The organism is Cohnella sp. (assembly GCF_041641335.1).
Classification (GTDB): domain Bacteria; phylum Bacillota; class Bacilli; order Paenibacillales; family Paenibacillaceae; genus Cohnella.
Genome location: NZ_JBEPYQ010000011.1, coordinates 54,942 through 78,959 on the forward strand (window position 1 = coordinate 54,942; position 24,018 = coordinate 78,959).

Annotated in this window: 17 protein-coding genes; 2 read left to right on the top strand and 15 right to left on the bottom strand. The window is 59.9% G+C overall.

The annotated features are described in order from the left end of the window. Positions 1 to 45: 45 nt before the first annotated feature. Together nasC and nirB are read right to left on the bottom strand one after the other, a co-directional pair. Entirely contained in the window at positions 46 to 2,187 is a 2,142-nt protein-coding gene (gene nasC, locus ACESLM_RS05370; RefSeq protein ID WP_372630400.1) for an assimilatory nitrate reductase catalytic subunit NasC, read from the bottom strand. 27 nt (positions 2,188 to 2,214) lie between these two features. After that, positions 2,215 to 4,275, bottom strand: a complete 2,061-nt coding sequence (nirB, locus tag ACESLM_RS05375; RefSeq protein WP_372630401.1) for a nitrite reductase large subunit NirB — start codon at positions 4,273 to 4,275, stop codon at positions 2,215 to 2,217. 418 nt (positions 4,276 to 4,693) lie between these two features. Between nirB and ACESLM_RS05380 the strand changes: the two genes are divergently transcribed. Then, on the top strand, positions 4,694 to 5,923 hold the full coding sequence (locus ACESLM_RS05380; RefSeq protein ID WP_372630403.1) for a nitrate/nitrite transporter: 1,230 nt from the start codon (positions 4,694 to 4,696) through the stop codon (positions 5,921 to 5,923). A 200-nt stretch (positions 5,924 to 6,123) separates the two neighbouring features. Here the strand turns inward: ACESLM_RS05380 and ACESLM_RS05385 are convergent, their stop codons facing one another. The 5 genes from ACESLM_RS05385 to ACESLM_RS05405 all read right to left on the bottom strand — a co-directional run bounded on the left by ACESLM_RS05385 (position 6,124) and on the right by ACESLM_RS05405 (position 13,691). After that, entirely contained in the window at positions 6,124 to 7,509 is a 1,386-nt protein-coding gene (locus ACESLM_RS05385; protein ID WP_372630405.1) for an alpha-L-fucosidase, read from the bottom strand. Positions 7,510 to 7,520: 11 nt separating this feature from the next. Then, positions 7,521 to 9,242, bottom strand: coding sequence for an ABC transporter substrate-binding protein (locus ACESLM_RS05390; RefSeq protein WP_372630407.1), 1,722 nt, complete (start codon positions 9,240 to 9,242; stop codon positions 7,521 to 7,523). 118 nt (positions 9,243 to 9,360) lie between these two features. After that, positions 9,361 to 10,260, bottom strand: a complete 900-nt coding sequence (locus ACESLM_RS05395; protein ID WP_094047918.1) for a carbohydrate ABC transporter permease — start codon at positions 10,258 to 10,260, stop codon at positions 9,361 to 9,363. 16 nt (positions 10,261 to 10,276) lie between these two features. Then, a complete protein-coding gene (locus ACESLM_RS05400) occupies positions 10,277 to 11,245 on the bottom strand; it encodes an ABC transporter permease (RefSeq protein WP_372630409.1) in 969 nt (322 codons plus the stop codon). Between the two features lie 199 nt (positions 11,246 to 11,444). Beyond that, on the bottom strand, positions 11,445 to 13,691 hold the full coding sequence (locus tag ACESLM_RS05405) for a helix-turn-helix domain-containing protein (protein WP_372630411.1): 2,247 nt from the start codon (positions 13,689 to 13,691) through the stop codon (positions 11,445 to 11,447). A 132-nt stretch (positions 13,692 to 13,823) separates the two neighbouring features. Here ACESLM_RS05405 and ACESLM_RS05410 point away from each other — a divergent pair, with 132 nt between their 5' ends. Beyond that, positions 13,824 to 14,618: a S1C family serine protease gene (locus ACESLM_RS05410; RefSeq protein WP_372630412.1), complete on the top strand. Its 795-nt coding sequence runs from the start codon at positions 13,824 to 13,826 to the stop codon at positions 14,616 to 14,618. Here the strand turns inward: ACESLM_RS05410 and ACESLM_RS05415 are convergent. The 8 genes from ACESLM_RS05415 to ACESLM_RS05450 all read right to left on the bottom strand — a co-directional run bounded on the left by ACESLM_RS05415 (position 14,612) and on the right by ACESLM_RS05450 (position 24,003). Next, positions 14,612 to 15,400, bottom strand: a complete 789-nt coding sequence (locus ACESLM_RS05415; protein WP_372630414.1) for an IclR family transcriptional regulator — start codon at positions 15,398 to 15,400, stop codon at positions 14,612 to 14,614. The genes ACESLM_RS05410 and ACESLM_RS05415 overlap by 7 nt on opposite strands. A gap of 30 nt (positions 15,401 to 15,430) precedes the next feature. Next, positions 15,431 to 16,747, bottom strand: a complete 1,317-nt coding sequence (locus ACESLM_RS05420; RefSeq protein ID WP_372630416.1) for an aspartate aminotransferase family protein — start codon at positions 16,745 to 16,747, stop codon at positions 15,431 to 15,433. Further along, positions 16,728 to 18,278 carry a M81 family metallopeptidase gene (locus tag ACESLM_RS05425; RefSeq protein ID WP_372630417.1) on the bottom strand — a complete coding sequence of 517 codons (1,551 nt, stop codon included), beginning with the start codon at positions 18,276 to 18,278 and terminating at the stop codon, positions 16,728 to 16,730. Before ACESLM_RS05425 ends, ACESLM_RS05420 begins: the two co-directional genes overlap by 20 nt. Before the next feature lie 423 nt (positions 18,279 to 18,701). Continuing rightward, positions 18,702 to 19,511 carry an SGNH/GDSL hydrolase family protein gene (locus tag ACESLM_RS05430; protein WP_372630419.1) on the bottom strand — a complete coding sequence of 270 codons (810 nt, stop codon included), beginning with the start codon at positions 19,509 to 19,511 and terminating at the stop codon, positions 18,702 to 18,704. 28 nt (positions 19,512 to 19,539) lie between these two features. Beyond that, entirely contained in the window at positions 19,540 to 20,094 is a 555-nt protein-coding gene (locus ACESLM_RS05435; protein WP_372630421.1) for an NADPH-dependent FMN reductase, read from the bottom strand. A gap of 154 nt (positions 20,095 to 20,248) precedes the next feature. Then, positions 20,249 to 20,896 carry a response regulator gene (locus ACESLM_RS05440; protein WP_372630423.1) on the bottom strand — a complete coding sequence of 216 codons (648 nt, stop codon included), beginning with the start codon at positions 20,894 to 20,896 and terminating at the stop codon, positions 20,249 to 20,251. Positions 20,897 to 20,921: 25 nt separating this feature from the next. Beyond that, positions 20,922 to 22,532 (bottom strand): GAF domain-containing sensor histidine kinase, encoded by a 1,611-nt coding sequence (locus ACESLM_RS05445; protein ID WP_372630425.1) that lies wholly within the window; start codon positions 22,530 to 22,532, stop codon positions 20,922 to 20,924. A gap of 124 nt (positions 22,533 to 22,656) precedes the next feature. Continuing rightward, on the bottom strand, positions 22,657 to 24,003 hold the full coding sequence (locus ACESLM_RS05450) for an ABC transporter substrate-binding protein (RefSeq protein WP_372630427.1): 1,347 nt from the start codon (positions 24,001 to 24,003) through the stop codon (positions 22,657 to 22,659). Positions 24,004 to 24,018 lie beyond the last annotated feature (15 nt).

Here is a 24,018-nt window from a genome sequence, read left to right on the forward strand (position 1 = left end):
TCGAGACGCACGCTGACGAGCTCCCCGTCCGTCCGGATCCAGCCGTTATCCGCTTGCGCCGCGTCCCAGAGGCACGACGCGCACGGCGCTCACCTTGAAGTCCGGCATGCGGCAGTAGGGATCGAGCGCGGGGTTGGTGACGAGATTCACGTTCTGCGCGCCGCCCCAATGCATCGGAACGAACACCGTATCTTCCCGGATATCTTCGGTCACCTTGCTGCGCACGACGACGCTTCCGCGGCGAGACGTCACCTGCACGAGCGCCCCGTCGGCGATGCGGTGCCTGCGGGCAGTACGGGGATGAATCTCCATAACATTCTCGATTTCCCTGGCGGCCAGAGCGGGACTGCGGCGCGTCTGCACTCCGGTCAAGTAGTGAGAGAGCAAGCGGCCGTTCGTCAGCAGAAGCGGATAATCTTCATCCGCCTCCTCTTCCGGCGGGCGATTGTCCACCGCGACGAATACAGCCCGCCCGTCGCCGTGGGCGAAGCCGTCCTCGAACAAGCGCTTCGTGCCGGGATAATCCGGAGAAGGGCAGGGCCAGTACACGCCTTCCTCTCTTCGCAGCCTGTCGTACGTAATGCCGTAATAATCCGCCACCCCTCCGCGACTCGCGGCGCGAAGCTCGTCGAACACTTGCTCCGGCTCGTGAAACGCGAATTTGTCTCCGCAGCCCAACGCCTCCGCCAGCTCGCACAGAATCCGCCAATCGTGCCGGGATTCTCCCGGGGCGGGACGCGCCGCTTCCCGGAGCAGCACTCTCCCTTCCAGGTTGGTCATCGTCCCCGTGTTCTCCATATAGGACGTCACGGGGAGCACGAGATCGGCCAGCTTCGCCGTCTCCGACAGGAACATATCCGCCACGGCCAGAAAATCGAGCCCGGCCAGCCCTTCCTCCACGAGCGCCGCGTTCGGATTGGACACGATCGGATTCGAGCCCATGATCAGCATCGCCCGAATCTCCTTGTCGTACGTCAGCTTCATCATCTCGTAGGCGGATACTCCCTTGCCCGGCAGCTCGGCCGGATCGATCCCCCATACCCCGGCCACGTATTCGCGGTCCCGGGGGTTTTCGATCAGCCGATAGCCGGGAAGCTGGTCGGCCTTCTGTCCGTGCTCCCGGCCTCCCTGCCCGTTGCCCTGCCCGGTCACCGCGCCGTAGCCGCAGCTGTCCCGTCCGATCTTGCCCGTCGCGAGAATGAGATTAAGAAAATTGCGCACCGCCATATGTCCGTCGCTGTGCTGTTCGACGCCTCTCGCCGTGAAAATCATGCCCGTGCCCGCCTTGCCGTAAGCGATCGCCGCCCGGCGAATGTCGGCCGCCGCGACGCCGGTCAGCTCCGCGATCTCCTCCAGGTCGAGCTTGGCGACATGCTCCCGCAGCTCTTCGAATCCGGTCGTGCGCTGGCGAATGAAAGCTTCGTCCGTCAGCCCTTCTTCGAACACGACTTTCAGCAAGCCGTTCGCCAGAGCCGCGTCGGTACCCGGTCTGACCCGCAGATGCAGATCCGCCAGAGCCGCCGTTCCCGTCGTCCGCGGATCGATGACGATGATGCGCGCGCCGTTCTCTTTCGCCTTCGTGAAGTAGGGCATGAGCGTAGGCTGACACTCCGCGATGTTCGTTCCGGCGAGGATGATGCATTCCGCATGCGGAATTTCCGACAGCCGATTCGTCAGCCCGCGGTCGATGCCGAACGTCTTCACCCCCGCCGAGGCGGCCGCCGACATGCAGAAGCGTCCGTTATAGTCGATATACCGGGTACGCAGCGCAATCCTCGCGAACTTCCCCAGCAAGTAGGCGGATTCGTTCGTAAGCGATCCGCCCCCGTAGACGCCGACCGCGTCCGGGCCGTGCATCCTCCGTACGGCGAGCAGGCGCTCTCGCAGCACGCGATACGCCTCGTCCCAAGAGATGCGAACGAAGCCGCCGTCGGTTTTCAACAGCGGATACAGCAGCCTCTCCCGGCTCGCCGCATGCTGATGGGCATTCTTGCCCTTGACGCACAAGCGTCCCTCGGAAGCCGCGTTCGGCGCCCCTTCCGCCCGGTAGACCGCACGTCCGCCGAACGGACTCGCCGTCTCCTCGACCGTCATTTTGCACTGTACGCTGCAGTACGGACATTGCGTCAGCGCGCTTCCCGTCCCTGCATTCGTCGCCAAAACGCCCTTTTCGACTCCGGTTTCCATCGTCCTTCCCCCTTATGCGGTTCCCGTTCAAGCGTTAGCCGCGGCGCCGAGCTGCGGCCGCCGGCCCTTGAGCCAGTATTCCCTGCCGTCCGGATCCAGCAAAGTCTCCCGAACCGCCGTCAGTCCTTCCCGCTCCAGCCACTGCCACACTGCCTCGCCGTAGAACGCGTTCATCCTGTACCCGTGCAGGCAGGAGACGACCATCTCGACCGCCTCTTCTTCGGTCTGAGCGACGACGAGCAGCTGTGCCTGCTTTACCGGACGTCCGGCATATCCCCCCGCGTAGATTTCCCATCCTGCCGGCGCTTCGGCCAGTCCGAAATCCCGCACGAGCAGCATGCTCCCTTCGGCCACGGCGGAATCGACGGCGATGCGGACGTCGCCCGGCATTCGGACAGAGGGCAATCTGCGCTCCAGCTCGGCACCGACGAGCGCCGCGGCTTCTTCAGCCCCTCCGCCTTCGCCGATGAACAGCTTTACCGGCCGTCCGGCGTCCGGGGCTGCCGAGTAATACCGGACCGCTTCCCTGCACGACGCGCAGCCTTCGGGCCGTCTCCATCCCAGCTTAGCTGCTGTCAGCTCGAACGAAGCGAAGCCTCCCTCGGCGACCGCTTCCTTGAGCGCCGCATGCCCCAGCTTCGTGCAGCCGCATACCGGAGGCTCGCTCTCCGGCTCTCCGCCCGCTCCGCCGAGCGCCAGCTTCAGAACCGCCGCCACCATCGGCTTGCAGCCCCCGCAGGAGCCGGACGCCTTCGTCCGGTCTCTGACCTGTTCGACCGTGCTCAGTCCTTCTTCGCGAACGGCGGCCAGGATCGCTCCCTTGGTCACCCCGTTGCATTGGCAGACTGTCTCCCGCTCCGGCATCGCCGCCGCTGCCGCGGACGGTCCGCCGCTCTCCGGACGCGCTTCGGCGCGCTCCAGCGCGGAGACGTCGGCTCCCCGCTTCAGCAGACTCAGCAGCGAGTTGCTCTCTTCTACGTCGCCGAACAGGATCGCCCCCGACACTTTGCCGTTTCTCGCGATCACTTTCTTGTATGTTTTGCGAATGCCGTCGTACTGAAGAAGCGCGGTGTCCGAATCCCGCTCGTTCACGCCGCCCGCGGAAAAGACGTCGACGCCCGACACCTTAAGCTGGGCATAAGGAATCGATCCTCGGTACGGCTCCGTCTCAAGGCCGCACAGCTTTCTCGCCAGCACCTTGCCCTGCTCGAAAAGCGGAGCGACGAGTCCGTACACCGTCCCCTCGTGCTCGGCGCATTCTCCTACCGCGTATACGCCCGGCACGTTCGTCTCCATCCCGCCGTCGACGACGAACGCGCGGTTCGTCCAGATGCCTCCGGACTTCGCCAGCTCGATGTTCGGCCGAATGCCGACGGCCATCACGATCAGGTCCGCCTGCAGCCGGGAACCGTCGGAGAAGGCGATTCCTTCCGCACGCTTGCGTCCAACGATCTTCTCCGTCGTTTTGCTGAACAGGAATCGCATGCCCTGATCTTCCAGCTCGGCTCGAAGCAGCTCCGAAGACATCGCGTCCAGCTGCCGATTCATTAGATAAGGCGCGTTGTGGACAACCGTCACATCCATTCCGAGGTTGAGCAGCCCGCGCGCCGCCTCCAGGCCGAGCAGCCCTCCCCCGATAACGGCCGCCTTCCTGAAGATGGTCGCCGCTTCCATCATCCGCTCGCAATCGTCCACGCTGCGAAACCCGATTACGCCCGGCTTTCCGACGCCGGATAAAGCCGGAATATAAGCGGAAGATCCCGTCGCCAGAATCAGCTTGTCGTAATCCGCCGCCATTCCCGTTGACGTCACTACCTTGCGGGATTGTGCATCGATCCGGACGACGGGATGACCCGCATGCAGGCGAATTCCCCTCTCCTCGTACCAATTCCAATCGTGGGTGACGATATCGTTCAAGGACGCGTCGCCTTGCAGCACCTTGGACAGCATGATCCGGTTGTAATTCGGGCGCGGCTCGCTTCCGAAAATCGTAATCTCGTATAAGTCCGGCGCCAGCGCATAAATTTCTTCCACGCATCTGACGCCCGCCATGCCGTTGCCGATCATAACAAGCTTCGGTCTGCTCATGCGGCATGCCAACTCCCTTCCGTAAAAAGAACATAAAAAGCCCACCCCATGCAGAAGAAGGGAGCGGGCGTCGTCGCCGGTTTCAGGCACGCCATTGTGCCTCTGTCGAGCCTTTCGATATTATCAGCTTAATTACGCTGATCATTAATGTCAAGTATAGTTACATAAAGTTGGTTGAATTCCCGCAAATCCGTTATAGAAATATTTAATGTGTCATGTTTATTGACATATCGATTGCGTTTTTTATATAATGTGAATCGGGTTCACAATGTCGTGACCGAAATACATTTCCGGCGCACACAAAGAAGTGTCGCCTTCCGGCAACGAGGCCGCAAAGCTCCCATTAGGGAACTTGCGGCCTTTTTCGCCTATTGCGATCTTGTTCTATAACCCACCTACAATAGGAGCGATGATGAAGATGGAAAATAAAAGTTTCTGGCAAAGCGGGCACAAGCCCACTCTCTTCAGCTCGTTTATGTACTTCGATATGAGCTTCATGGTCTGGGTGCTGATCGGACCGCTCAGCGTCATCATCATGCAGGATTATCCGATGGACCCGATTCAGAAGGCGAATCTCGTCGCGCTTCCCGTGCTCGGCGGTTCAATTCTCCGGCTCGTATTCGGCTTCCTTACCGATTATATCGGTCCTAAGCGAACCGGTCAGCTCGGTCTGATCCTGACCACGATTCCTCTCGTCTGGGGCTGGCAGTTCGTCAGCTCCCTCGACGATCTGTACATCGTAGCGCTGCTGCTCGGCGTCGCCGGAGCGTCGTTCGCCGCCGCCCTGCCGCTGGCCAGCCAGTGGTATCCGAAGCAGCATCAAGGCTTGGCGATGGGCATCGCGGGAGCCGGCAACAGCGGCACGGTATTCGCCACGCTGTTCGCCAACCGGCTCGCCGGGCATTACGGCAGCTGGGAGGCCGTGTTCGGCCTGGCGCTCATCCCGATCGTCGCCGTTCTGATCGGCTTCTCGATCTTCGCCAAGGACAGTCCGAACCGTCCCGCGCCGAAGAAGCTGTCGCAATACGCCAATGTGCTGAAGCAGCGCGACGCTTGGCTGTTCTGCATTTTGTACAGCGTCACGTTCGGCGGATTCGTCGGCATGTCCAACTACTTGACGATCTTCTTCAACTCCCAGTACGGCCTGTCCGCCGTCAGAGCCGCGGACTTCACGACGATCTGCGTCATCGCGGGCAGCTTCTTCCGGCCGATCGGCGGCTTTCTCTCCGACCGGATCGGGGGCGTGCGCATGCTTACCTTTCTGTACGCCGGAGCGTTCGCCATGTTCGCCTGCGTCTCTACGCTCCCCTCGCTCCCCATGGTCATCGTCTACCTGTTCGCCGGCATGATGTGCCTCGGCGCGGGCAACGGCTCGGTGTTCCAGCTCGTTCCGCAGCGTTTCGGAGCGGAGATCGGACTGGTCACCGGCATCGTCGGAGCCGCGGGAGGCCTGGGCGGATACGCCCTTCCGCTCCTGCTCGGCAGCTTGTACAAATCTTCGGGCTCCTACACTCCCGGATTCCTCATCATCGGGGGCGTCGCGCTCGCGTGCGTCGTATTGCTGCTAATCGTGCAAGGTTCCTGGAAGCGTACGTGGAACGCCAGAGGCGCCGCAGCCAAAGTCGAGAACGTCGGCCAGGCGACCTGACGACAGGGCTTTCCTGCAAACTAAGCAACATTAATCATCGATATAGGAGTAGGGGTATGTATCTTCTGTAGAGCGAAGCGCCTGCCTCTTACGGTCATGAAAATACCCTGTCACGGGTTTAACCATTTAGATTTCATGACCGTAACAGCAGCGGAAGAAGATACATCCCCCGTACTTGTTCAACGATGATTTCTCGCTCCCTACCGAGTCAATATGCGAATTGCGCGCGCGATCGGAGCCTCGCCTGCACCCGCGGCGAATCCGTCGGGCAAGCGAACCTTGATCCCCTCGTCGCAGCGCTCCAACGTCAGTCTGCGATTCGTGCCAAGCTCCTCCGCGCCGACTGCCTCCCGCGCATACGGAATGACCAACTCCGCCGTTACCGGCTCCTTTTCATCCCGATACAGCCTGAAAGCATAGACGTTGTCGCCCTTGCTCGTAAACGCCCACTCCCCGGTGAAGAACGGCTCGCACATCCGCGTTCCGTAGATGCCCTCGCCATATTGCTCCAGCCATGCGCCAAGCTCCTTGATCCGCTTGATCGCCCCCTCCGGGAGCCGGCCGTCCGGCTGCGGACCGACGTTCAAGGCCAGATTGCCGCCCTTGGAGACGATCTCCAGCAGCATGTGGACGAGCCGCCGCGTCGATTTGTATTCGTCCTCGTAGCGGAACGAGAACGACGTCCCCATCGTGATGCAGCTCTCCCACGGAATGTTCATCGGACGGTCCGGAATCGACTGCTCCGGCGTGACGATATTCTCGTAAGGCCCGCCGACGGTGCGGTCGGCGGCGAGCAGCCAAGGCTGCGTCCGCCGCGCGCGGTCCACGAATTCGCCCAAGCGGATATCCTGGTTCACCCGGCCGCCGGAGCGAACCCATCCGGCGTCCAGCCACAGCACGTCGATGCGGCCGTAGCGGGTGAGCAGCTCCGCAAGCTGATCGTGGGTGAACTTCACGAACTTCTCCCACAGCCACGGATATTCGGCCGGATCGTACGACGGTCCGCGCCACATCTCCCGCCCGCGGGCTTGGCCCGGAGTCCAGTAATACGGCGTGTGCCAATCCGCCTTGGAGAAGTAGGCGGCAATGGCCAGCCCCTCCTCGCGGAAGGCGTCGAACAGCTCCCGGCAAATATCGGCATGCCTGTGCGTATGGAACGGACAGTCCGGCCCCGTTACGCGGTAATCGGTCGTATGCGTATCCCACATGCAGAACCCGTCATGATGCTTCGTCGTGAACAGCAAATACTTAAAGCCCGAGTCCGCCGCCAGCTTCGCCCAAGCCCGGGGCTGAAGCCGAATCGGGTTAAACGTCCGGTTAAGCCCGAAGTACTCCCGCTTGAACTGTTCCCCGTCCATCTCCCAGTCGATTCCTTCTCTCGACCAGTCGGCATCGTCGTCGCTCAGCGCCCAGGACTCGACGATGCCGAGCTGAGAGTAAGGCCCCCAGTGCATCATCAAGCCGAGCTTCTGGTCCTTGAACCATTCCAGCCTCTCGAGCAGCAGCGGGTCCTCCGGCTTCACCCACTCGTCTTCCTTGCTGAAATGATGGACTCCCGCCTCTACAACCTGCTCCTCGTCGGCCATCTTCCCGTCTCCTAGCGAACGGCAATCGCGTTCTGATAGATTTGGATATACCTCTCGATCTGCAAACCGTCGAACCCTTTTGCGTAACTGTCCCAATCTTTGTCGATGTCCTTGCTGCCGGTAATGAACTGGGCCATGTTGCTCTTGATGTAGTCGCGGATCGTCGTCCTAAGCTGCGCGGCGATCTCCGTATCCTCCAGCGCGATGAACACGCTGCTCGGATACAGCTCGTCGGAAGCGTACGCCTCATATTTCTGCGACTCCCGCTTCAGCCTGACCTCGTAAGCGCCCTCGGCGAGCGGATCCTGGGGAGCCATCCACGAATCGCGGTACTGGTACGTGCGCAGCGACGGACCGATCTGCTCCCAGCCGTCGTTGTGCGTCGTCTTCTCGGCGGCCTTCGGAATAAACGCGTATTTCGCCGGCTTGCCGTCCATGCCCAATTCGCCATCGGTCGCCTTGCGCCAGCTGTTGCCTTCCGGTCCGTGCTCCTGCAAGACGATCGCTTCCTCGGTGAACAGGAAGTCGACCAGCCGAATGGCGGCGATCTGCTGTTCCTTCGTCGCTTTGTTCGTCAGCGCGAACTGCGACCGGCTGACGCCCGCGAAGTTCAGCGACTGCTGCAGGCCGTTCGGCCCTTTCAGCGGCGGCAGCGTCACGTAGTCCTTATGCCGCGGATGCTTGTCGTCCGGCGATACGGCGTAGCTGATCAGAGCGGTCGTGATCGCGCCCATGAGGTTGTCCGGCTCGCGGTTGCCGAGCTGCTGGATGGCGTCGGCGTTCTGCGTGAAGGCGGCGGGATCGATCAGCCCTTCCTCGTACAGCTTGTTGAGGTACTGAAGCCCTTGCTTCCACTCTTCCTTGTTCGCGGCCAGGTCGACCTTGCCGTCCCGAACGAACAGGAAGTTGCCGCTGTCCTTGTCCACGTAGTCGTCGGTAATAAAAGCGTTCATCAGAAACGCCGCGATGTTGCCGGCCCACATCTCGTCGGAGCCGGTGAGCGGAATTTCGTCCTTCTTGCCGTTGTTGTTCGGGTCGCGCTCCTTGAACGCCTTCAACACTTCGTAAAATTCGTCCGTCGTGGTCGGCATCTGCAGCTCGAGCTGGTCCAGCCACGCCTTGTTGATCCACAGCTTCATCGCGTAGTTGCAGTGGTAGCACTCGTTGATCTGCGGGAGCGCGTAGATGTTGCCGTCCGGCGCGGTGATCGAGCCTTTCAGGTATGGCAAGTCCTCGATCGCCTTCTTGATGTTCGGGGCGTATTGCTCGATCAGATCGTTCAGCGGCAGGAACACGCCCTGCTTGCCGTATTTCATCTGCTCGTCTTTCGTCAGGTTGCCGTGCAGGATGACCTCCGGATAGTCGCCGCTCGCCAGCATGAGCTGCTTCCGGTCGTTCAGCGCGTTGTCCGGCACCAGGTCCCATTCGATGTTAATGTTCGTTTTCTCTTCGACGTATTTCGTATACGTGTTCGTGTCCATATTCTCGATGCTGGCGTACTGCGGCGCGAACATCTTCAGCGTCAGCGGCTTGGTCACGATCGGATACGTCCCGACCGGCGTGAACAGCTCCTCCTGAGCCGGAGCCTGGGAAGCGCTCGCTTGCGGAGATGGACTCGAACTGCCGGCCGGTGCGGAGGGATTTCCGGATTTGCTGCTGCATGCGCCCAGAATAAGCGTGCTCAAAAGCATGAATGCCGTTACGAAAGCGATTCGACGATTGCGTCCGTTCATACGGATGACTCCTCCTTTTTTACTCTGCTTATTTTCGTCCTAAATGATACCTTCGCGAAGCTTCCTTGCGCCCGCAGCCCTCTGTTCCGGCCTCACCTCCTTTACGGCGCCGGATTCGTCAGCCCTTCAAGGAGCCGATCATGACGCCTTTGACGAAATATTTTTGCACGAACGGGTAGATGATCAGTACCGGCAGGCTGGCCACGACGATCAGCGAATATTTCAACAGATCCTTCAGCCCCTGCTGCGCCAGAAAAATGTCCACGTTCGACACCATCGTCGGATCGATCGTATTCAGAATGAGAATGTTGCGAAGCACGATCTGCAGCGGGAACAAGTCGGCCGACCTTAGGAAAATAAGCGCATCGAAGTAAGCGTTCCAGTGGCCGACGGCGTACATGAGCGACATGACGGCAAGAATCGGCTTGGACAGCGGCAGGACGATGCGGAGAATGAAGCGGATGTCGTTGCACCCGTCCAGCTCGGCCGCTTCCGCCAATTCGTCCGGAATCGTCGTCTGGAAGAAGGTTCGGGCCACGATCACCTGAAACACCGCCAGCGCCCCCGGCAAAATCATCGCCCATCTCGTATCGAGCAGCTGCAAATTTTTGACGAGCAAATAGTAAGGAATCAGACCGCCCTCGAAAATCATCGTGATGATCAGCAGCACCATGATGACGTTGCGGCCATAGAACGTTTTTCTAGCCAGCGGGTACGCCAGCATGACCGTCATGACGACGTTGATCGTCGTCCCGGCGACCGCGTAGATCAGCGAGTTCATATACCCGGTGCCGATCTGCGGATTGCGGAACACGGCCGTGTAGCCATCGAGCGTGAATTCGACCGGGAACAGCCATACCCGGCCGGAGATGACGGCTTGGGGCGAGCTGAAGGAAGAGCTGACGATGTACAGGAGAGGAAGCAAAATAACGAGCAGCACGGCCGTCAGCAGCGCATAGATTCCGAGGATGAACAACCGGTCGCCCTGCGATTCGCGAATCTTGGATGATCTGAACATCTTTTCTCCCTCCCTGTTACCATAGACTGTTGCTCGACAGCCTTCTCGCCAAGTAGTTGACGGATACGAGCAGAATCAGATTGATGACCGAGTTGAAAAATCCGATCGCCGTCGAGAAGCTGAAGCTGGAGCTGAGCAGCCCCACCTTGTACACATAGGTCGAGATGACCTCGGACGTCTGCAGGTTCAGCGGGTTCTGCATGAGGTACACCTTCTCGAAGCCGAGCTTCATGACGTTGCCGAGGTTCAGGATGAGCAGAATCGTCGATACGGGAATGAGGCTCGGAATGTCGATGTTGATGATTTTCTGAATCCGCGACGCGCCGTCGACCTTGGCCGATTCGTAGAGCTCGGGATTAACGCCCGCCAGCGCCGCGATGTAGATGATCGCCCCGTATCCCGTATACTGCCACACGTCGGACCAGACGTAGATCGATTTGAACAGACCCGGCATGCCCATGAAGTTCGTATTTTCGACGCCCATCCATTGAAAAAACTTGCTGACGATGCCCACGTTCGGGGACAGCGTCATAATGATGATTGACACCATAATGACGGTCGAGATGAAGTACGGCGCGTAGGTGACGAGCTGAACGCTTTTCTTGAACAGCCCGTTGCCCACCTCGTTCAGCGCCAGTGCAAGCAGGATCGGCGCCGGGAATCCGATGGCCAGACCGTACAAACTGATGCCCAGCGTGTTGTTGATGTACAGCCAGAAGTTGGGGGATTCGAAAAACTGATTAAAATATTTGAATCCAACCCAAGGACTGCCCCAGATGCCTTGAACGACGTTGTAATCTTTGAAGGCGATCAGAATGCCGGCCATCGGAACGTACTTGAACGTGATCAAATAAAGGATCGGCAGCGCGATGACTGCGTACAGCTGCCAGTGACGCCTGATTCTTTTGTAAGCGGATTTGCGGACGGGTTTCTTTCTCCCCGGTAGTCGGGGAGCCGCGATCGATTGCTCCGTAATGCCGGTCATAGCTCGTTGCTCCTTCCCCTTTCGAGTCGGCGGTTGCTTAGTGCCATTCTAGGCGGCTCCCGGCGAGAGCGGCAAGCAACAATAATCGAGGGCCGAACGATTTTCGCCGCGCCGGACACAAAAGGCAGCCCGGGCCGTCGCCCGGGCTGCCCCGCATGGAAGCTGGTCCGCCAAACCGTTTTCCACCGCCATACGATTTTCACTCCGCCCTCCGTCTGGCGAAGTCTTCGCGGTATTCGCTCGGGGAGCAGCCTGCGACCCGGCGGAACACGCGGCTGAACGAGATCGCGTTCAAGTAGCCGACCCGGTCGGCGATCTCCTGCACCGAGAGGGACGTCTCCTCCAGCAGACGGCGGGCGTGCCCCATTCGGACGTCGATGAGGAAGTCGACGAACTTTCCGCCGGACTGTTCTTTGAACAGCTTGCTGATATATTTCGGACCGATGCCGAACTTGTCTCCCAAATATTCGAGCGACAGGTTCGGATCGTGATAGTGGTTCTCGATATACTTGCGCATTTCTCGAATGATCGCGGCGTGTTGACGCTTGTCCTGCTCCTCCTGCAGCTTGGCGGCCAGCTCGGTCAGAATTCGCCCGCCCTCCTCCTTCATCCGCTCCAGCGAATGGCAGGCTCCGACGATTTCGTTAAGCCCAGGCAAGCCGTCCGTCTCCCAGATGTCCTGGAACTCCTTCGGCGTCGCTGCCATCTCGCGCTTCATATAGTAGAGGAAATAGTTCATCAGATTGACGATCTCGTCCTTCGTCAGCAAGCCCTGCTTCATCTCGTCGAACCAGGCGTCGAACCGCCCTTTCCAATCGCTCTCCAGCAGCCGGTACGACTGCGCGATGGAGCGGATCGTGCTCAGGTGCGCGAACACCTCGACCTGGCCTTGGGTCGATGTCTGTCCGCAGTCGATAAGCCGGTTCTGCCCCAGCGTCATTTTGTACTTCAACGCTTCAAGCGCGCTCTTGAACGATTGCGGAATGTCGGAGAGCTGCTTGGCCGGCGTGCCGATTCCGATCGTCACCGTGAACTTGAGATGCTGCTCCGTCCAGCTCCGGACATGGTCGAGGAAGTCGAGCATCGCCTGCCTCCGTTCCTCGCCATCCCCTTGCTTCAGGAACGCCATCACGCTAAGCTGGAGCGCCGACGTCCATTCCGTCCAGAGCTCGCAATCGTGCTTGGAGGCCATCTCCTGGATGACGCTGCGCAAGGAAAACTTCAGCAGATTCTGATCGCGGTGCGAATATTTGCGGCAAAACTCCGCGTAGTCGTCCATCTCCACGACGAACACGAGCTGCTCCCCCGACGGCGCCGGAAGCTGAAGGCGATCGGCCTCGTTCTTCCAACTGTCGAGGGTAAGCTCGGGATGGCCGTCGATCAGCCTGTGGAACAGGTTGCTCGTATGCAGATGGCGATCCTCTTTATGCTTGCGTTGATAGCGGTTGGACTGCTCAATAATATTTTCCAGCGCCGTCTCGATGAACGTGAACTCGTCTCCTCCCCCTTCCCGCGAGGCTCCCCCGGATACGGAGGCCGCATAGCCGCGGACGCGCGACGCGATCTGCTCCAGCGGCCTGGAGTTGCGTCTCGTCACGTAGACGAGCCAAATGAAGCTCAACGCGATCATCAGCAGACCGACGACGAACCAGACGTTGTACAGAGACGAGACCAACTGCACGAGTCTTCCGTTGATCAGCCCGCTCTCGTATGACCAGTCCGTATAGCTCGATAGGTGCTCGGCGAACACTGTCGCCGTCTTCGCTTCCGGTTCTAAGTCAGGGAACAGACGATTGCCCTCGGAGTCGCGAATGCGGATGAAGCTCGACTCGGGGTCGTAGAGACTGGACACCATGCCGCGCAGCGCGGTCGTCGACACGTTGACGACGATCATCCCCTTGTTGCTGGCGATGAACGGCACGCCTCGGACCAGACTGACGACCGGCTTGCCGTCGAGCAGGGAGAATTCCTTGAATTCCCGCGGCCCCGTCCATTTCTTCGCCAATGTGCCCCGATGCCGCTCGATAAACGGACGATCCTTGTAGTCGTCGAGATTGTCGCTCGTCGAGGTGCTCAGCACGAATTCGTCCTCGAAGCGGTACAAGTAGATCGAATCGATGATCGGATACGACAAAATGAGCCCCTTCATCTGATCGACGGCGCTGATGTTCAAATACGCGTTGCTGCCCGATCGTCCGTCGAAGAAACCGGTCAGTTGCTTGTTGTAGATGATCTCCAGCATAATCGCGCTGTCGATCGCCTTCAGCGACGTATCGATCGAGCGCATCGCCTGAATGGACAGTTGATTGTTCGCGTTAGCCGCCTGCTTGCGGTTCTGCTCGCTCAGCAGCTGAAAAAACACGAAGAACGAGAACGTCACCACAATCAGGAAAATCGGCATATAAGACAGCAGCAGCCGGACAAACCACGTTTTCCGCATAAACATCCCCATTCCACTTCAAATGTAAGCGCTTCACAAAGAGGTTGTTATGTTATTCGTCATCGACCCCGCATTTTCCTACAACGGCGTATGTTACAATAACTGGACAAGAGTAGCGAAACCGAGGAGGGGAAGGTCATGGATAAAAAACCTTACGACGATCCCGAGACGGAAGATTGGGAATGGGAAGAGGACGAGGAGGAATCCGCGGAAGCTCAGCGGGCGGCCGCCGCCCGGCGCAGGAAGATCAGGAACGTCGTCGTCTCCCTGCTCGTGCTTGCCCTGCTCGGCAACGTGCTGGCGTTCTGGCCGCAAATCTACAACAGCACGACGCTGCCCTTCCTGTTCAAATCCAAGGAACTGTCGACCCGCGAAAACGTGCAAAGCTACAAGGAAGCGGTCGTGCTCGTCAGCACGGATAAAGGAAAAGGAACCGGCTTTCATGTGGATGGGGGATACATCGTTACCAATCATCACGTGATCGAGGGAGGCGCGTATACCGCGGTTAAATTCCCGGGAAATGATCAGGCGTTCGAGGCCACGCTCGCCGGCTCCGATCCGGGACTCGACATTGCGGTACTGCGAGTGGATGCGGGCGATTACGAGCTGCCCTCCATCGCCGTCGATCGGGAGTGGAAGCCCGGCGAGCACGTCTACATTATCGGCAACCCGCTCTATTTCACGCAAATCGTGAACGAGGGCAGCGTGCTGGAGCTCTTACCGATCCGGGGACGGGACAAGCCCGCCCTGGCGATCGACGCGCCGGTGTTCAAGGGCAACAGCGGAAGCCCGGTCATTAACGGGGATGGCAAGGCGATCGCCGTCATCTACGCTACGACGGAGCTGGCGGAGGAGAACGGAGCAAGCCGTACCGTCGGCCTGGCCGTGCCGCTCGCCGACCTGGGCGATCTGCTGGACTCGATCGGCTATTGAGGGGCGTAGCCGAGCTTGCGGGAAACGTTCATGGCCGCCTCGCGAACTTGCGCGGAAATTTCCGGGAGCCGTTCGGCTTTGAAACGGTGCAGCGCACCGGACAGGCTGATCGCCCCGATCGGCCTGCCGTCCGGGTCCAGCACCGCGGCAGCGACGCAGCGCGCGCCTTCGACGATCTCCTCGTCATCCAGCGCGTAGCCCTGCTCGCGGATTCGCTGCAGCTCTTCGGCGAAGCGTTCCGGCGATTGGATCGTATTCGCGGTGAGCGGCTTTAGCCCGTATCTGCCGGCCAATCTGCGCGCCTCGTCGGCGGGAAGCTTGGCGGCGATCGCCTTGCCGATCGCCGTCGCGTGGAAGGGAGAGCGCGAGCCGATCGAATCGGTCATCCGCAGCGGATGCGTGCTCTCGATGATCTCCACGTACAGCACCTGACCGTCCAGCAGCACGCCGAGATTCACCGTGTCGCCGTACTGCTCGGACAGCTTTTTCATCTCCGGCAGCGCCGCCGCGCGCAGCGAGCTGCGTTCCAGCAAATTACGCGTCAGCATCAACTGCTTGTAGCCGAGGCAGTACTTGCCGTCCTCGTCGCTGCGGCTGATGAACCCGCGGTTCTCCAGCGTCAGCACGATCCGGTACGTCGACGACTTCGGCTGCTCCAGCAGCTCGGTCAGCTCGATCAGGCTGAGCGTGCCGTGCTCGGCGAGCAGCTCAAGCAGATCGAGCGCCTTGTCGATCGACTGGATCGTATATCGTTCCGTTTTATCCGTGATATCCTGGTTCAAGACGATTGCCCCCTTAATGCCCCTGTGTCTCTATGAATGCAGACCGGCCATGACCCGATCGATGGCGGCCAACGTTGCCCGCGTCTCGTCTTCTCCGTGTACGGCCGAAACATACCACAATCCGCTGGGGCGAATCAAGACCCCTTCCTCCAGCATCCGTTCCGCGAACCTCGCGTATTTGGCCGCATCCCTTTTGTTGAACGCGTCGAAATCCTCCACCTTCTCTTCCCCGATAAACATCATATGGAAAACCGGACCGGCCTGATTGACCAGACCGGGGATACCGTGCTTCGCGAGAAGCGAGCGGATGCCTTCGACCAACCGGTCGGCCGTCCTCTCCATCCGCCCGTAAGCGCTGCCTCCGTCTTTGGCCAGCTCGCGCAGCGTGGCGAGCGCTGCCGAAGTCGCTACGGCGTTGCCGTTCAGCGTACCCAGATGACCGACCGTGCCGTTCTCGATCAGCGCCATGATGTCCTCCTTGCCGGCTACGCCGCTGATCGCGATACCCCCGCCCATCGCTTTGCCGATTGTGACCAGATCCGGCTTGAGGCCGAACTTGCCGTGCGCGCCGCTCAGACCTAACCGGAACCCGGTAATGACTTCGTCCAAAATCATGACGAGGCCGAGCTCCGCGGTCAGCTCGCGCATTTTCTCCAAATAGCCCGGCTTCGGGCGAATGCAGCCGTTGTTGCACATGATCGGCTCGGAGATGACGGCGGCGATCTCGTCCTTGCGCTCGCGCAGCGTCTGCTCCAGCGCATCGAAGTCGTTCCAGGGAAGCAGCACGACGTCCTTCAGGCTGAGTTCGCTCTGCCCGCTCGTTCCGGGCGGCACGGCTCCCGCCGAAGCCGCGGCGGCGGCCTGCTTCATGTCCGGACTCGGGAAAGAAGTGAAGATTGCGTCGGACCAGCCGTGGAAATGGCCGTGGAAGCGGACGACCTTCTGCCGTCCGGTATAAGCGCGGGAGAGGCGCAGCGCCAGCATGACCGCTTCCGTGCCGGAGCCGCTCAGCGCCACCCGGTCGGCGCACGGAAGCGCTTCGACGAGCAGCTTGCCGAGCTCGATCTCGCCGGTATGCTGCAGCCCGAACGTCGCGCCGCGCTTAAGCGCCTCGCCCACCGCTTCGGCCAGCGACGGATGGGCATGGCCGAGAATGAGCGGGCCGTACGCCAGCAAATAATCGATATACTCGTTGCCGTCCTCGTCCCGGACGCGCGGACCGCTGCCCGATACGGCGAACAAAGGCGTCGGCTTCATCGCGGCCCGAAGAGACGACGCAACGCCTCCGGCCAAATAAAGCTTTGACTCGGCAAGCAACTGACGAGACCTATCCGTTTGAATAGACATGAACGATTCCTCCCCCTATTTCGTACGCTTCGTTGTCTGTATCGGCCTTGCCCAAGCTGCCCCCGCTCTGGTTGCCGAAATCCAGCGGATAAATCGGCCTGCGAACGCTGCGGTACTCGAAATGCGCGAGGTTAGCGCTGCAGCATCCGGGCGAATCGACGTGAATGGCCCTTTTCGCGAACGGGCCGAAAGCGGTCTGCCAAGCGATCGCCGACTTGGCGACAAGGATATGGAAATCGTCCGGGTGCAGGCCAACGCTGCGAATGTGACCCAAATCCCAGGGCGCGACCCGCTTCTCCGTCAGCACGATCGTCAGCCGCCCGCATTCGAGCACAGCGGTGCGGCCCATGTCGGCCTGTTGGCCAGTCATGTAAGGCCCGATATGGCGATATCGACCGTCGAACAGAAGCCTTACCGTTCCCTCGACCTCCACAGGACTGCCGTGAAGATCGTCGCTCTTCCCGCCAACCGCGCCTCGGAACGCCGCTCCGACTCCCGCTTCGTACGCGCGGCCGACCGCCTCCTCGTCGCGAATAACGATCAACGCCTTGCGCGGAACGTTCGTCAGCCGCGCCAGTAGATGGGTGGCGTCGCCCGGTGCGCCTCCGCCGACGTTGTCCGAGCCCTCGGCCAGCACGATCGGTCCTTCCGGCTCGGCCAGCGCCGCCTCGATAGCTTCCCGCGGCGGCAGATGACGCAGCGCGAATTCGTCCTTCAGGCGAACGGCCAGTTCGGCCAATTCCGCCGCACAGCGCTTCGCCAGTCCGGGATCGCCGTCCGTCGTCACGACGAACGCCATCCCCCCGTCCGGCACATCGCTGTAGGGGAATCCTCCAGCCATAGTAACGTTCAGCACACCGGGAGCGCCCTCCAGTTCGAACGCCCTGTCCATCAGCCGCTTCATGGCGCCTTCTTCCGTCATCATCGCCTGCGGCACGACGAGCATTCCGCTATGCGCATAGGCTCGTACAGGGGAAATCTCTCCGCGGATCCTGCGGACGAGCAGTCCGAACGCCTCCACGGCCCGCTCGTGCATATCGATGTGCGGATACGTGTCGTAACCGACGATAATGTCGGCCAGTCGCGTCATCTCCGGGCTGACGTTGCCGTGCAGATCGATCGTCATAGCGATCGGATAATCGTCGCCAAGCCTTGCCCTCAGCCTTTCCAGACACTCGCCCTCGAAATCCGCGTACTGCTCCGACGTCATCGCCCCGTGCATAATCAGCACTAGTCCGTCCGCGCCGGGATCAATTGAAGCCGCGACGTCCCCGATCAGCACCTCGGCCGCCGCCGACTCGACCATGCCGCTCGGCGTAGCCGCCGTGTACAGCCCGGGCGCAAGCGTTGCCCCATGCTCCCGGGCCGCGTCGATGACGCCGCCCATCGAGGTGCGCGTTCCCCCGTACCGCAGACGGAACGCCTCCTCGCCGACGACTCTTTCGCACGCAAAATTCGCAAGTCCCGTCCGTCCTGGCGCGAACGTATTCGTTTCATGATAAATCCCCGCCACCGCAATCCGCAGAGCCATTTCTCCCCACTCCCCGGTCACATTCATGTCTCTCATATGGTTTTATTGATTAAAACCAATGTTTCATTATAGTGAACATATCACAGCCTTCATTCGCTTGTAAATGCTTATTTAACATAAAAAGTAGCGACCGATGGACGGCATCTACTTATGGACGGCATCTACTCGCCGTGGACTTTTGATTAGCGCGACGCTCGAAGCAAGGAAGTCCCTTTTGGAGGTCTCTGTAGGGCGATATTTGAGAGTAACTTTAGTGAGAGAGTACGGCTTTTTGCGGAGAGTTAGCAGGTTTCTTAGAACATCGTCGGCAATTCGGAGGCTTTCTGCGGAGAGTTAGCAGGTTTCTTAGAACATCGCAACCGTGGACGCGGCGTATCCGATGTTTAATCTCCCATGGATAGAAAAACGCTCCGCAAGTCGAGCTTACAGAGCGATCGATTCGTCAAGTATTCGATTAAGCGCGGGCTGGAGACGGTCCGCAATCGTCTGGAACCCGAGGTCGGTCGGATGGACGCTGTCGACAGTATAATCGGCCTCCCGCTCTCCCAGCAGCTCCTCGCCGTCCTGAAAGTAAATCCGGTCGTCTCCCTCCATGCGCAGCCTTCGCACCGTCTCCGAGGCGAACGCTCTAAGCTCCATCCTCTCGCGAAAATGCTCCGGCTTCTCGCCCTCGAGCCCGTAGCGGATTTTGGATACGACCAGCACGGGAACCCGCGCATGCCGCTCGCGGTAAATCCGGATAAACTCGGAAAGCGTAGCCTTGTACTCCGCGATTGAAACGTTGGCCTCGTAATCGAGCACGAGCAGCCCCGGGTTGTCGATCTCGGCGATTAGACGGGCAAGCTCCGACTCCCCTTTGCCGTTGCCGGAAAAACCGAGATTAATGAACTCGTACGGAAGCCGGCGGCTCAAAATGTTCGGATAAGCCATGCCCGGCCTGGAGGCGCAGCCTCCCTGGGTAATCGAGGTACCATAGCAGATGATCCGCTTGTTTAAGCGATAGGCGGAAGGAGCGATCGCCTCCGCATCGGGATCGAGGCCGATCCAAACCTCTTCCACGCCTTGATAGAGAGGAAAATGAATCGCCACGCTGCGCATCCGCCGATCAAGCCCTTCGTAGAGGATGCTCTCATACTCCCTCTGCGACGGATCGAAAGAGGCGACGGACATGAACGTCCGGCTTCCGAACTCTCCTGTATAGCAGTCGAAGCCGTTCTGACCGGTCGCCGGCATATGGTATCCGTGATCACCTGCTCCATGTTTACTTTTGCGGAACGCGAGCAGCCGGCCGAAGCTTGGACGTCAAGTCCGTAAGCGCGTCGATAACGCGGACAACCCGCTGCCTTACTCCGGCATCCGTCGGAGAGCCGTCGGCTCCGAACTGCCGCGCGCTTCCGCCGAGGGACAGCCATTCGGGGCTATTGATGCCGTGCAAGTTGCGAACGATCGCTTGCAGCTGCGTCAGCGAGCTGACACCGACCGCCCCGCCGGACGAGCTGACGGATAGCACCGCCTTGCCCCCGACTTCGTTCGAACCTAAATAATCAAGCGCGTTCTTGAGCACGCCGGAGATCGATCCGTGGTACTCCGGGGTCCCCAGAACGATGGCGTCCGCTTCCTCCACGGCGCGGATCATGAAGGATGCGCGCTCGTCTGGCGTCTCGTCGTCCGGGCAATAGAGCGGCACCGGTTTGTCGTAAAGGTCAACGAACGTCGTTTCGACGTTTTTGCTTCTGAACACGTCCTCCATATGTTTCAACAAGAGCGTGCTCGTCGCGTTTTTTCTGTTGCTTCCTGCGATCAGTACGATTTTCATCCTGCATCCATCCTTATTCTGCGATTTGGAAGTTCTTGCTTACAGATTACCATCCGCAAGAGCGTCGCAAATCGGCTAATCGTAGCTTGGCGCGTCCTTAATCCGTCGTACGACTTTAGTCGTAGATTCGTCGATTAGATCGGGTCGGATCAAGTCATGCCAAACCGTTCTTGACGGCGAACAGCGCAGCCTGTGTACGGTCGGCCAGCCCCAGCTTGGACAAGATGTTGCTGACGTGCGTCTTGACCGTTTTCTCGGAAATGCCACAAGCGGCAGCGATCTCCTTGTTGGACTGCCCCTGAGCGATCAGGCCCAGCACCTCCGCCTCCCGCTCGGTCAGCTTATCGGGCATGGAAGCCGAAGGAGAAGCCGGAGCGGCGACATGGGACATCAACTGGACGGCCGCGTTCGGATCCAGCTGCGGCACTCCTTGGGCCGCTTGGCGAATCGCCTCGGCGATCCGCTCTGGGTCCGTGTCCTTTAGCAAATATCCGTTTGCCCCCGCCCGGATGGCGGATACGACGTAATCCTTCTCGGAGAACGTCGTGAGCACCAGTACGGTCATCCCCGGATGCTCGCCGCGGATTTGCTCCGTCGCTTCGATTCCGTTCATGACGGGCATGATCAGATCCATCAGCACGACGTCGGGATTCAGTTCCCGCGCCAAAGCTATCGCTTCCCGGCCATTGGCGGCCTCGCCCACAACCTCCAGATCGGATTGCAAATTCAGAAAATATTTCAGCCCTTGGCGCACGATCGCATGATCGTCCGCCAGAAGCACGCGCCGCTTGGAGCCGGACATCGCGCTTGCACCCCCTTCTTCTTCATTATATGGGAAGCCTGACGATTACCTTCGTCCCTTGACCGGGTCTGCTCTTGATCGTCACCGTTCCTCCCACGGACTCCGCTCTTTCCTTCATGGTCAGCATGCCGTATTTCAACGGGCTTGTCGACTCGCCCGCTTCCATTCCCGGGCCGTCGTCCGAAATCGTCATGCACGCTTCCCATTCGTTGTTGGACAGCTCGATCGAAGCCGCGGACGTGCCGGAATGCTTGCTCACGTTGTTCAGCGCCTCCTGTCCGATGCGCCAGAATACGTTCTGCAATCGTTCCGGCAGCTCCTGGAACTCTCCGCAGCGATAAGACACGCGCAGTCCGATTTGTTCGCCGTACCGCTGCAAGCCGGTGAGGAGACCCTCCTCGATCCCCGCCGGTCTGAGCTGGCCGATCATTGACCGCATCTCTCCGATCGCCGATTGCGACAATCGTTGAATCTGCTCCAACGCTTCCCGCGTCCCTTCGGAAGCGTCGGGAAGCGCTTGAGTCAACCCGCGGGCATTCAAGCTTAAAGAGAACAGCATCTGAGAAACCGAATCGTGAAGGTCCCTGGCGATGCGGTTGCGCTCTTCCCAGCGGGTCAGCTCGCGGCTCTTCTCGTTCAGCCACATCGTCTCCAGCGTGAGCGCGATGTGCGCGGCCAGCGCCTCCAGCGCCCCCGCGTCGATCTCGTCGAACGCGTCGTATTCCGGGCTGCCGGCCGCCAGAACTCCCCATACCCTGCTTTTCAGCAAAATGGGCACCGCCGCTCCGCTTCGCCATTTTCCCCCGGACCGTCTGCCGGATTGCGACATGTCGCCCCACCTCATCGGCCGATGATGGTCGAGCACGCCCCGGATCGCTTCCTCGGGTACGACTTCCGGCGTTCCTTTATCCTCTCCGACTGCCCCTTCGCCCGCGTATACCGCGCCGCGCTTAAGGACCGAAGCTTCGTCGATATACAAAACAAGACCAGGCCACCCCATCCGCTCGCCGGACAACCGGATCATTTCCTCGATCGAGTCCTCCGCGGGCTGCATCGCCGCGAACCTCCGGGAGACCTCCCCCAGCTTGGTGAACAGATCCGCCCTTTTCCGCTCCTTGCCGAACAGGCGAATCCGGTGCAAAGCCGTCCCGATCTGATAAGCGATCCCCTGCAGCAGTTCAAGCTCCTCGTCCGTAAAACGGACCTTGCCAGGCGAAGCGACGTTGAGAATGCCGAACAGCTCTTCGCCGCTTCTTAACGGAATCGAAGCGTGATGGGTGATGCCGGCGGTATCCCCGCGGCGCAGGCGGACCGAGTCCTCGATTCGCTTGCAATTGAGTATGTTCACGGCCTGCCTCAGACGCCCGTCGCGAAACTGTTCCACGCACCAGCAGGTTCCGCTTCTCATCGGTTTCCGATCCTGAACGAGCAGCGCCGGAGGCAGATTGGCGTCCGCCGCGAACCGGTAGCGCCTCGCTTCCGGCTTCATCAGGAAAATCCAGCCCGTCTCCAGCCCCGTCAAATCCAGCAGCTTTTTCAACACGATGTCCAGCATAGGTTCCATCTCGTACGCGCCGTTGATCGTCTCCGCGATTTCCCTTAGCAGCTCAAGCCTCCGAATCGGAGTATGCTCCACATCGATCTCTCCTCGATTAAGACTACTTGCAGTATTCGCGAAAAGAGCGGGTTAATCCTCCCGGACATGCGAAACGCCTCCCCGGACAAGTCCGGGAAGGCGCGAAGGCGTTAGCGGCAAGCGTTCAATAACCGAGCACTTTGCGGGCCGCCGCCCATTTTTTGTTCAACGCGTCGTAGGCGGCTTGCAAGTCTTTGGCGACGATCAGCTCTTGAATATACTTGCCACCGAAGAAGTCGATCTCCGCTTTGTTGGCGATTTCGTTGAATTTCGGATCTCCGGCGACCTCTTCGAGGAAATTCGGATTGTGCGATTTGAATTCGGCCAGCTGCGGCACTTCCGGGACCGCGTTTTTGTCGACGGGCATGAAGCCGTTGGAGCCGACGTATCCGGATTCCTTCACGAAAAACTCGATGTATTTGAACGCGAGCTCCTTGTTCTTGCTGTTTTTGCTGACTCCGATAAAATAGTCCGGTCCGAGCGGCGCATTAAGCTTGCCGTTGTTGTCATACGGGAGAGGGAAGAAGCCGATGTCCTCCGACGCCGCCCCCGCTCCGATGACTTGCGGGATCGCCCAGTTGCCGAGGAAGTACATCGCCGCTTTGCCGGACGCCACCTCGCCTTTGGACATCTCCCAGTTGTTCGTCGCGAGGTCTTTTTCCACCCAGCCCTCCTGAACGAACTTGCGGGCGATGCTCATCAATTGGCCCCAAGGACCGTCGACCGTGAACACTTCGTCCTTGGTCACAAACTGATCGAAATAGAGCATATCGCCGGCCACATATTTGACCGAGCCTTCCGCCCAACTGCCGATCGGCCACTGCGCCCCGTAGTTCATGTACAGCGGAATGATGCCGGCGTCCTCGAGCTTCTGCGCCGCCGCATAGAACTCGTCAAGCGTCGTCGGCGCCTTATCGATGCCCGCTTGCGCGAACGCCTTTTTGTTGTAAATGATGCCCTGCGTGTTAACGCCCGTCGCAAGACCGTACCGTTTGCCTTCATGCGCTCTCAAATCCGCGAAATACATGTCCCGGGTCAAGTCGTCCGGCAGCGGCTCGTAGTAGTTAGCCAATTCGCTGTTCGGCAGCGAGGCGTCGAGCATGTTCACGTCTCCGGCTTCACCCGTCGTGAGGCGCACCTTGATGTCCTGCGCGTAGTTCGTCATCGCCTCGTATTCGATTTCCGCTTTCGGATACTTTTCCTTGAACTTCTCGGCGTACCGGTCGAGCGTTCCGTCGTTCAGCAAGTCGGTGCGATGGGTCAGCACTTTGAGTTTGCCGCCCAGCTCCTCCGCCGCTTGGCTCGGGCTTGCTTCGGCGCTCTTGCTCGGACTGGCGCTCGAACTGCCGCTCGGACTGGCGTCCGGGGAGGACGGCGCTCCCGAATTGTCGTTTCCTCCGCCGCACGCGGCAAGAAGACCGGCTGCCAAAACGAACGTCAATCCCGTCGGGACCGCTTTTTTCATCTTCATCTTTCGTTCTACCCC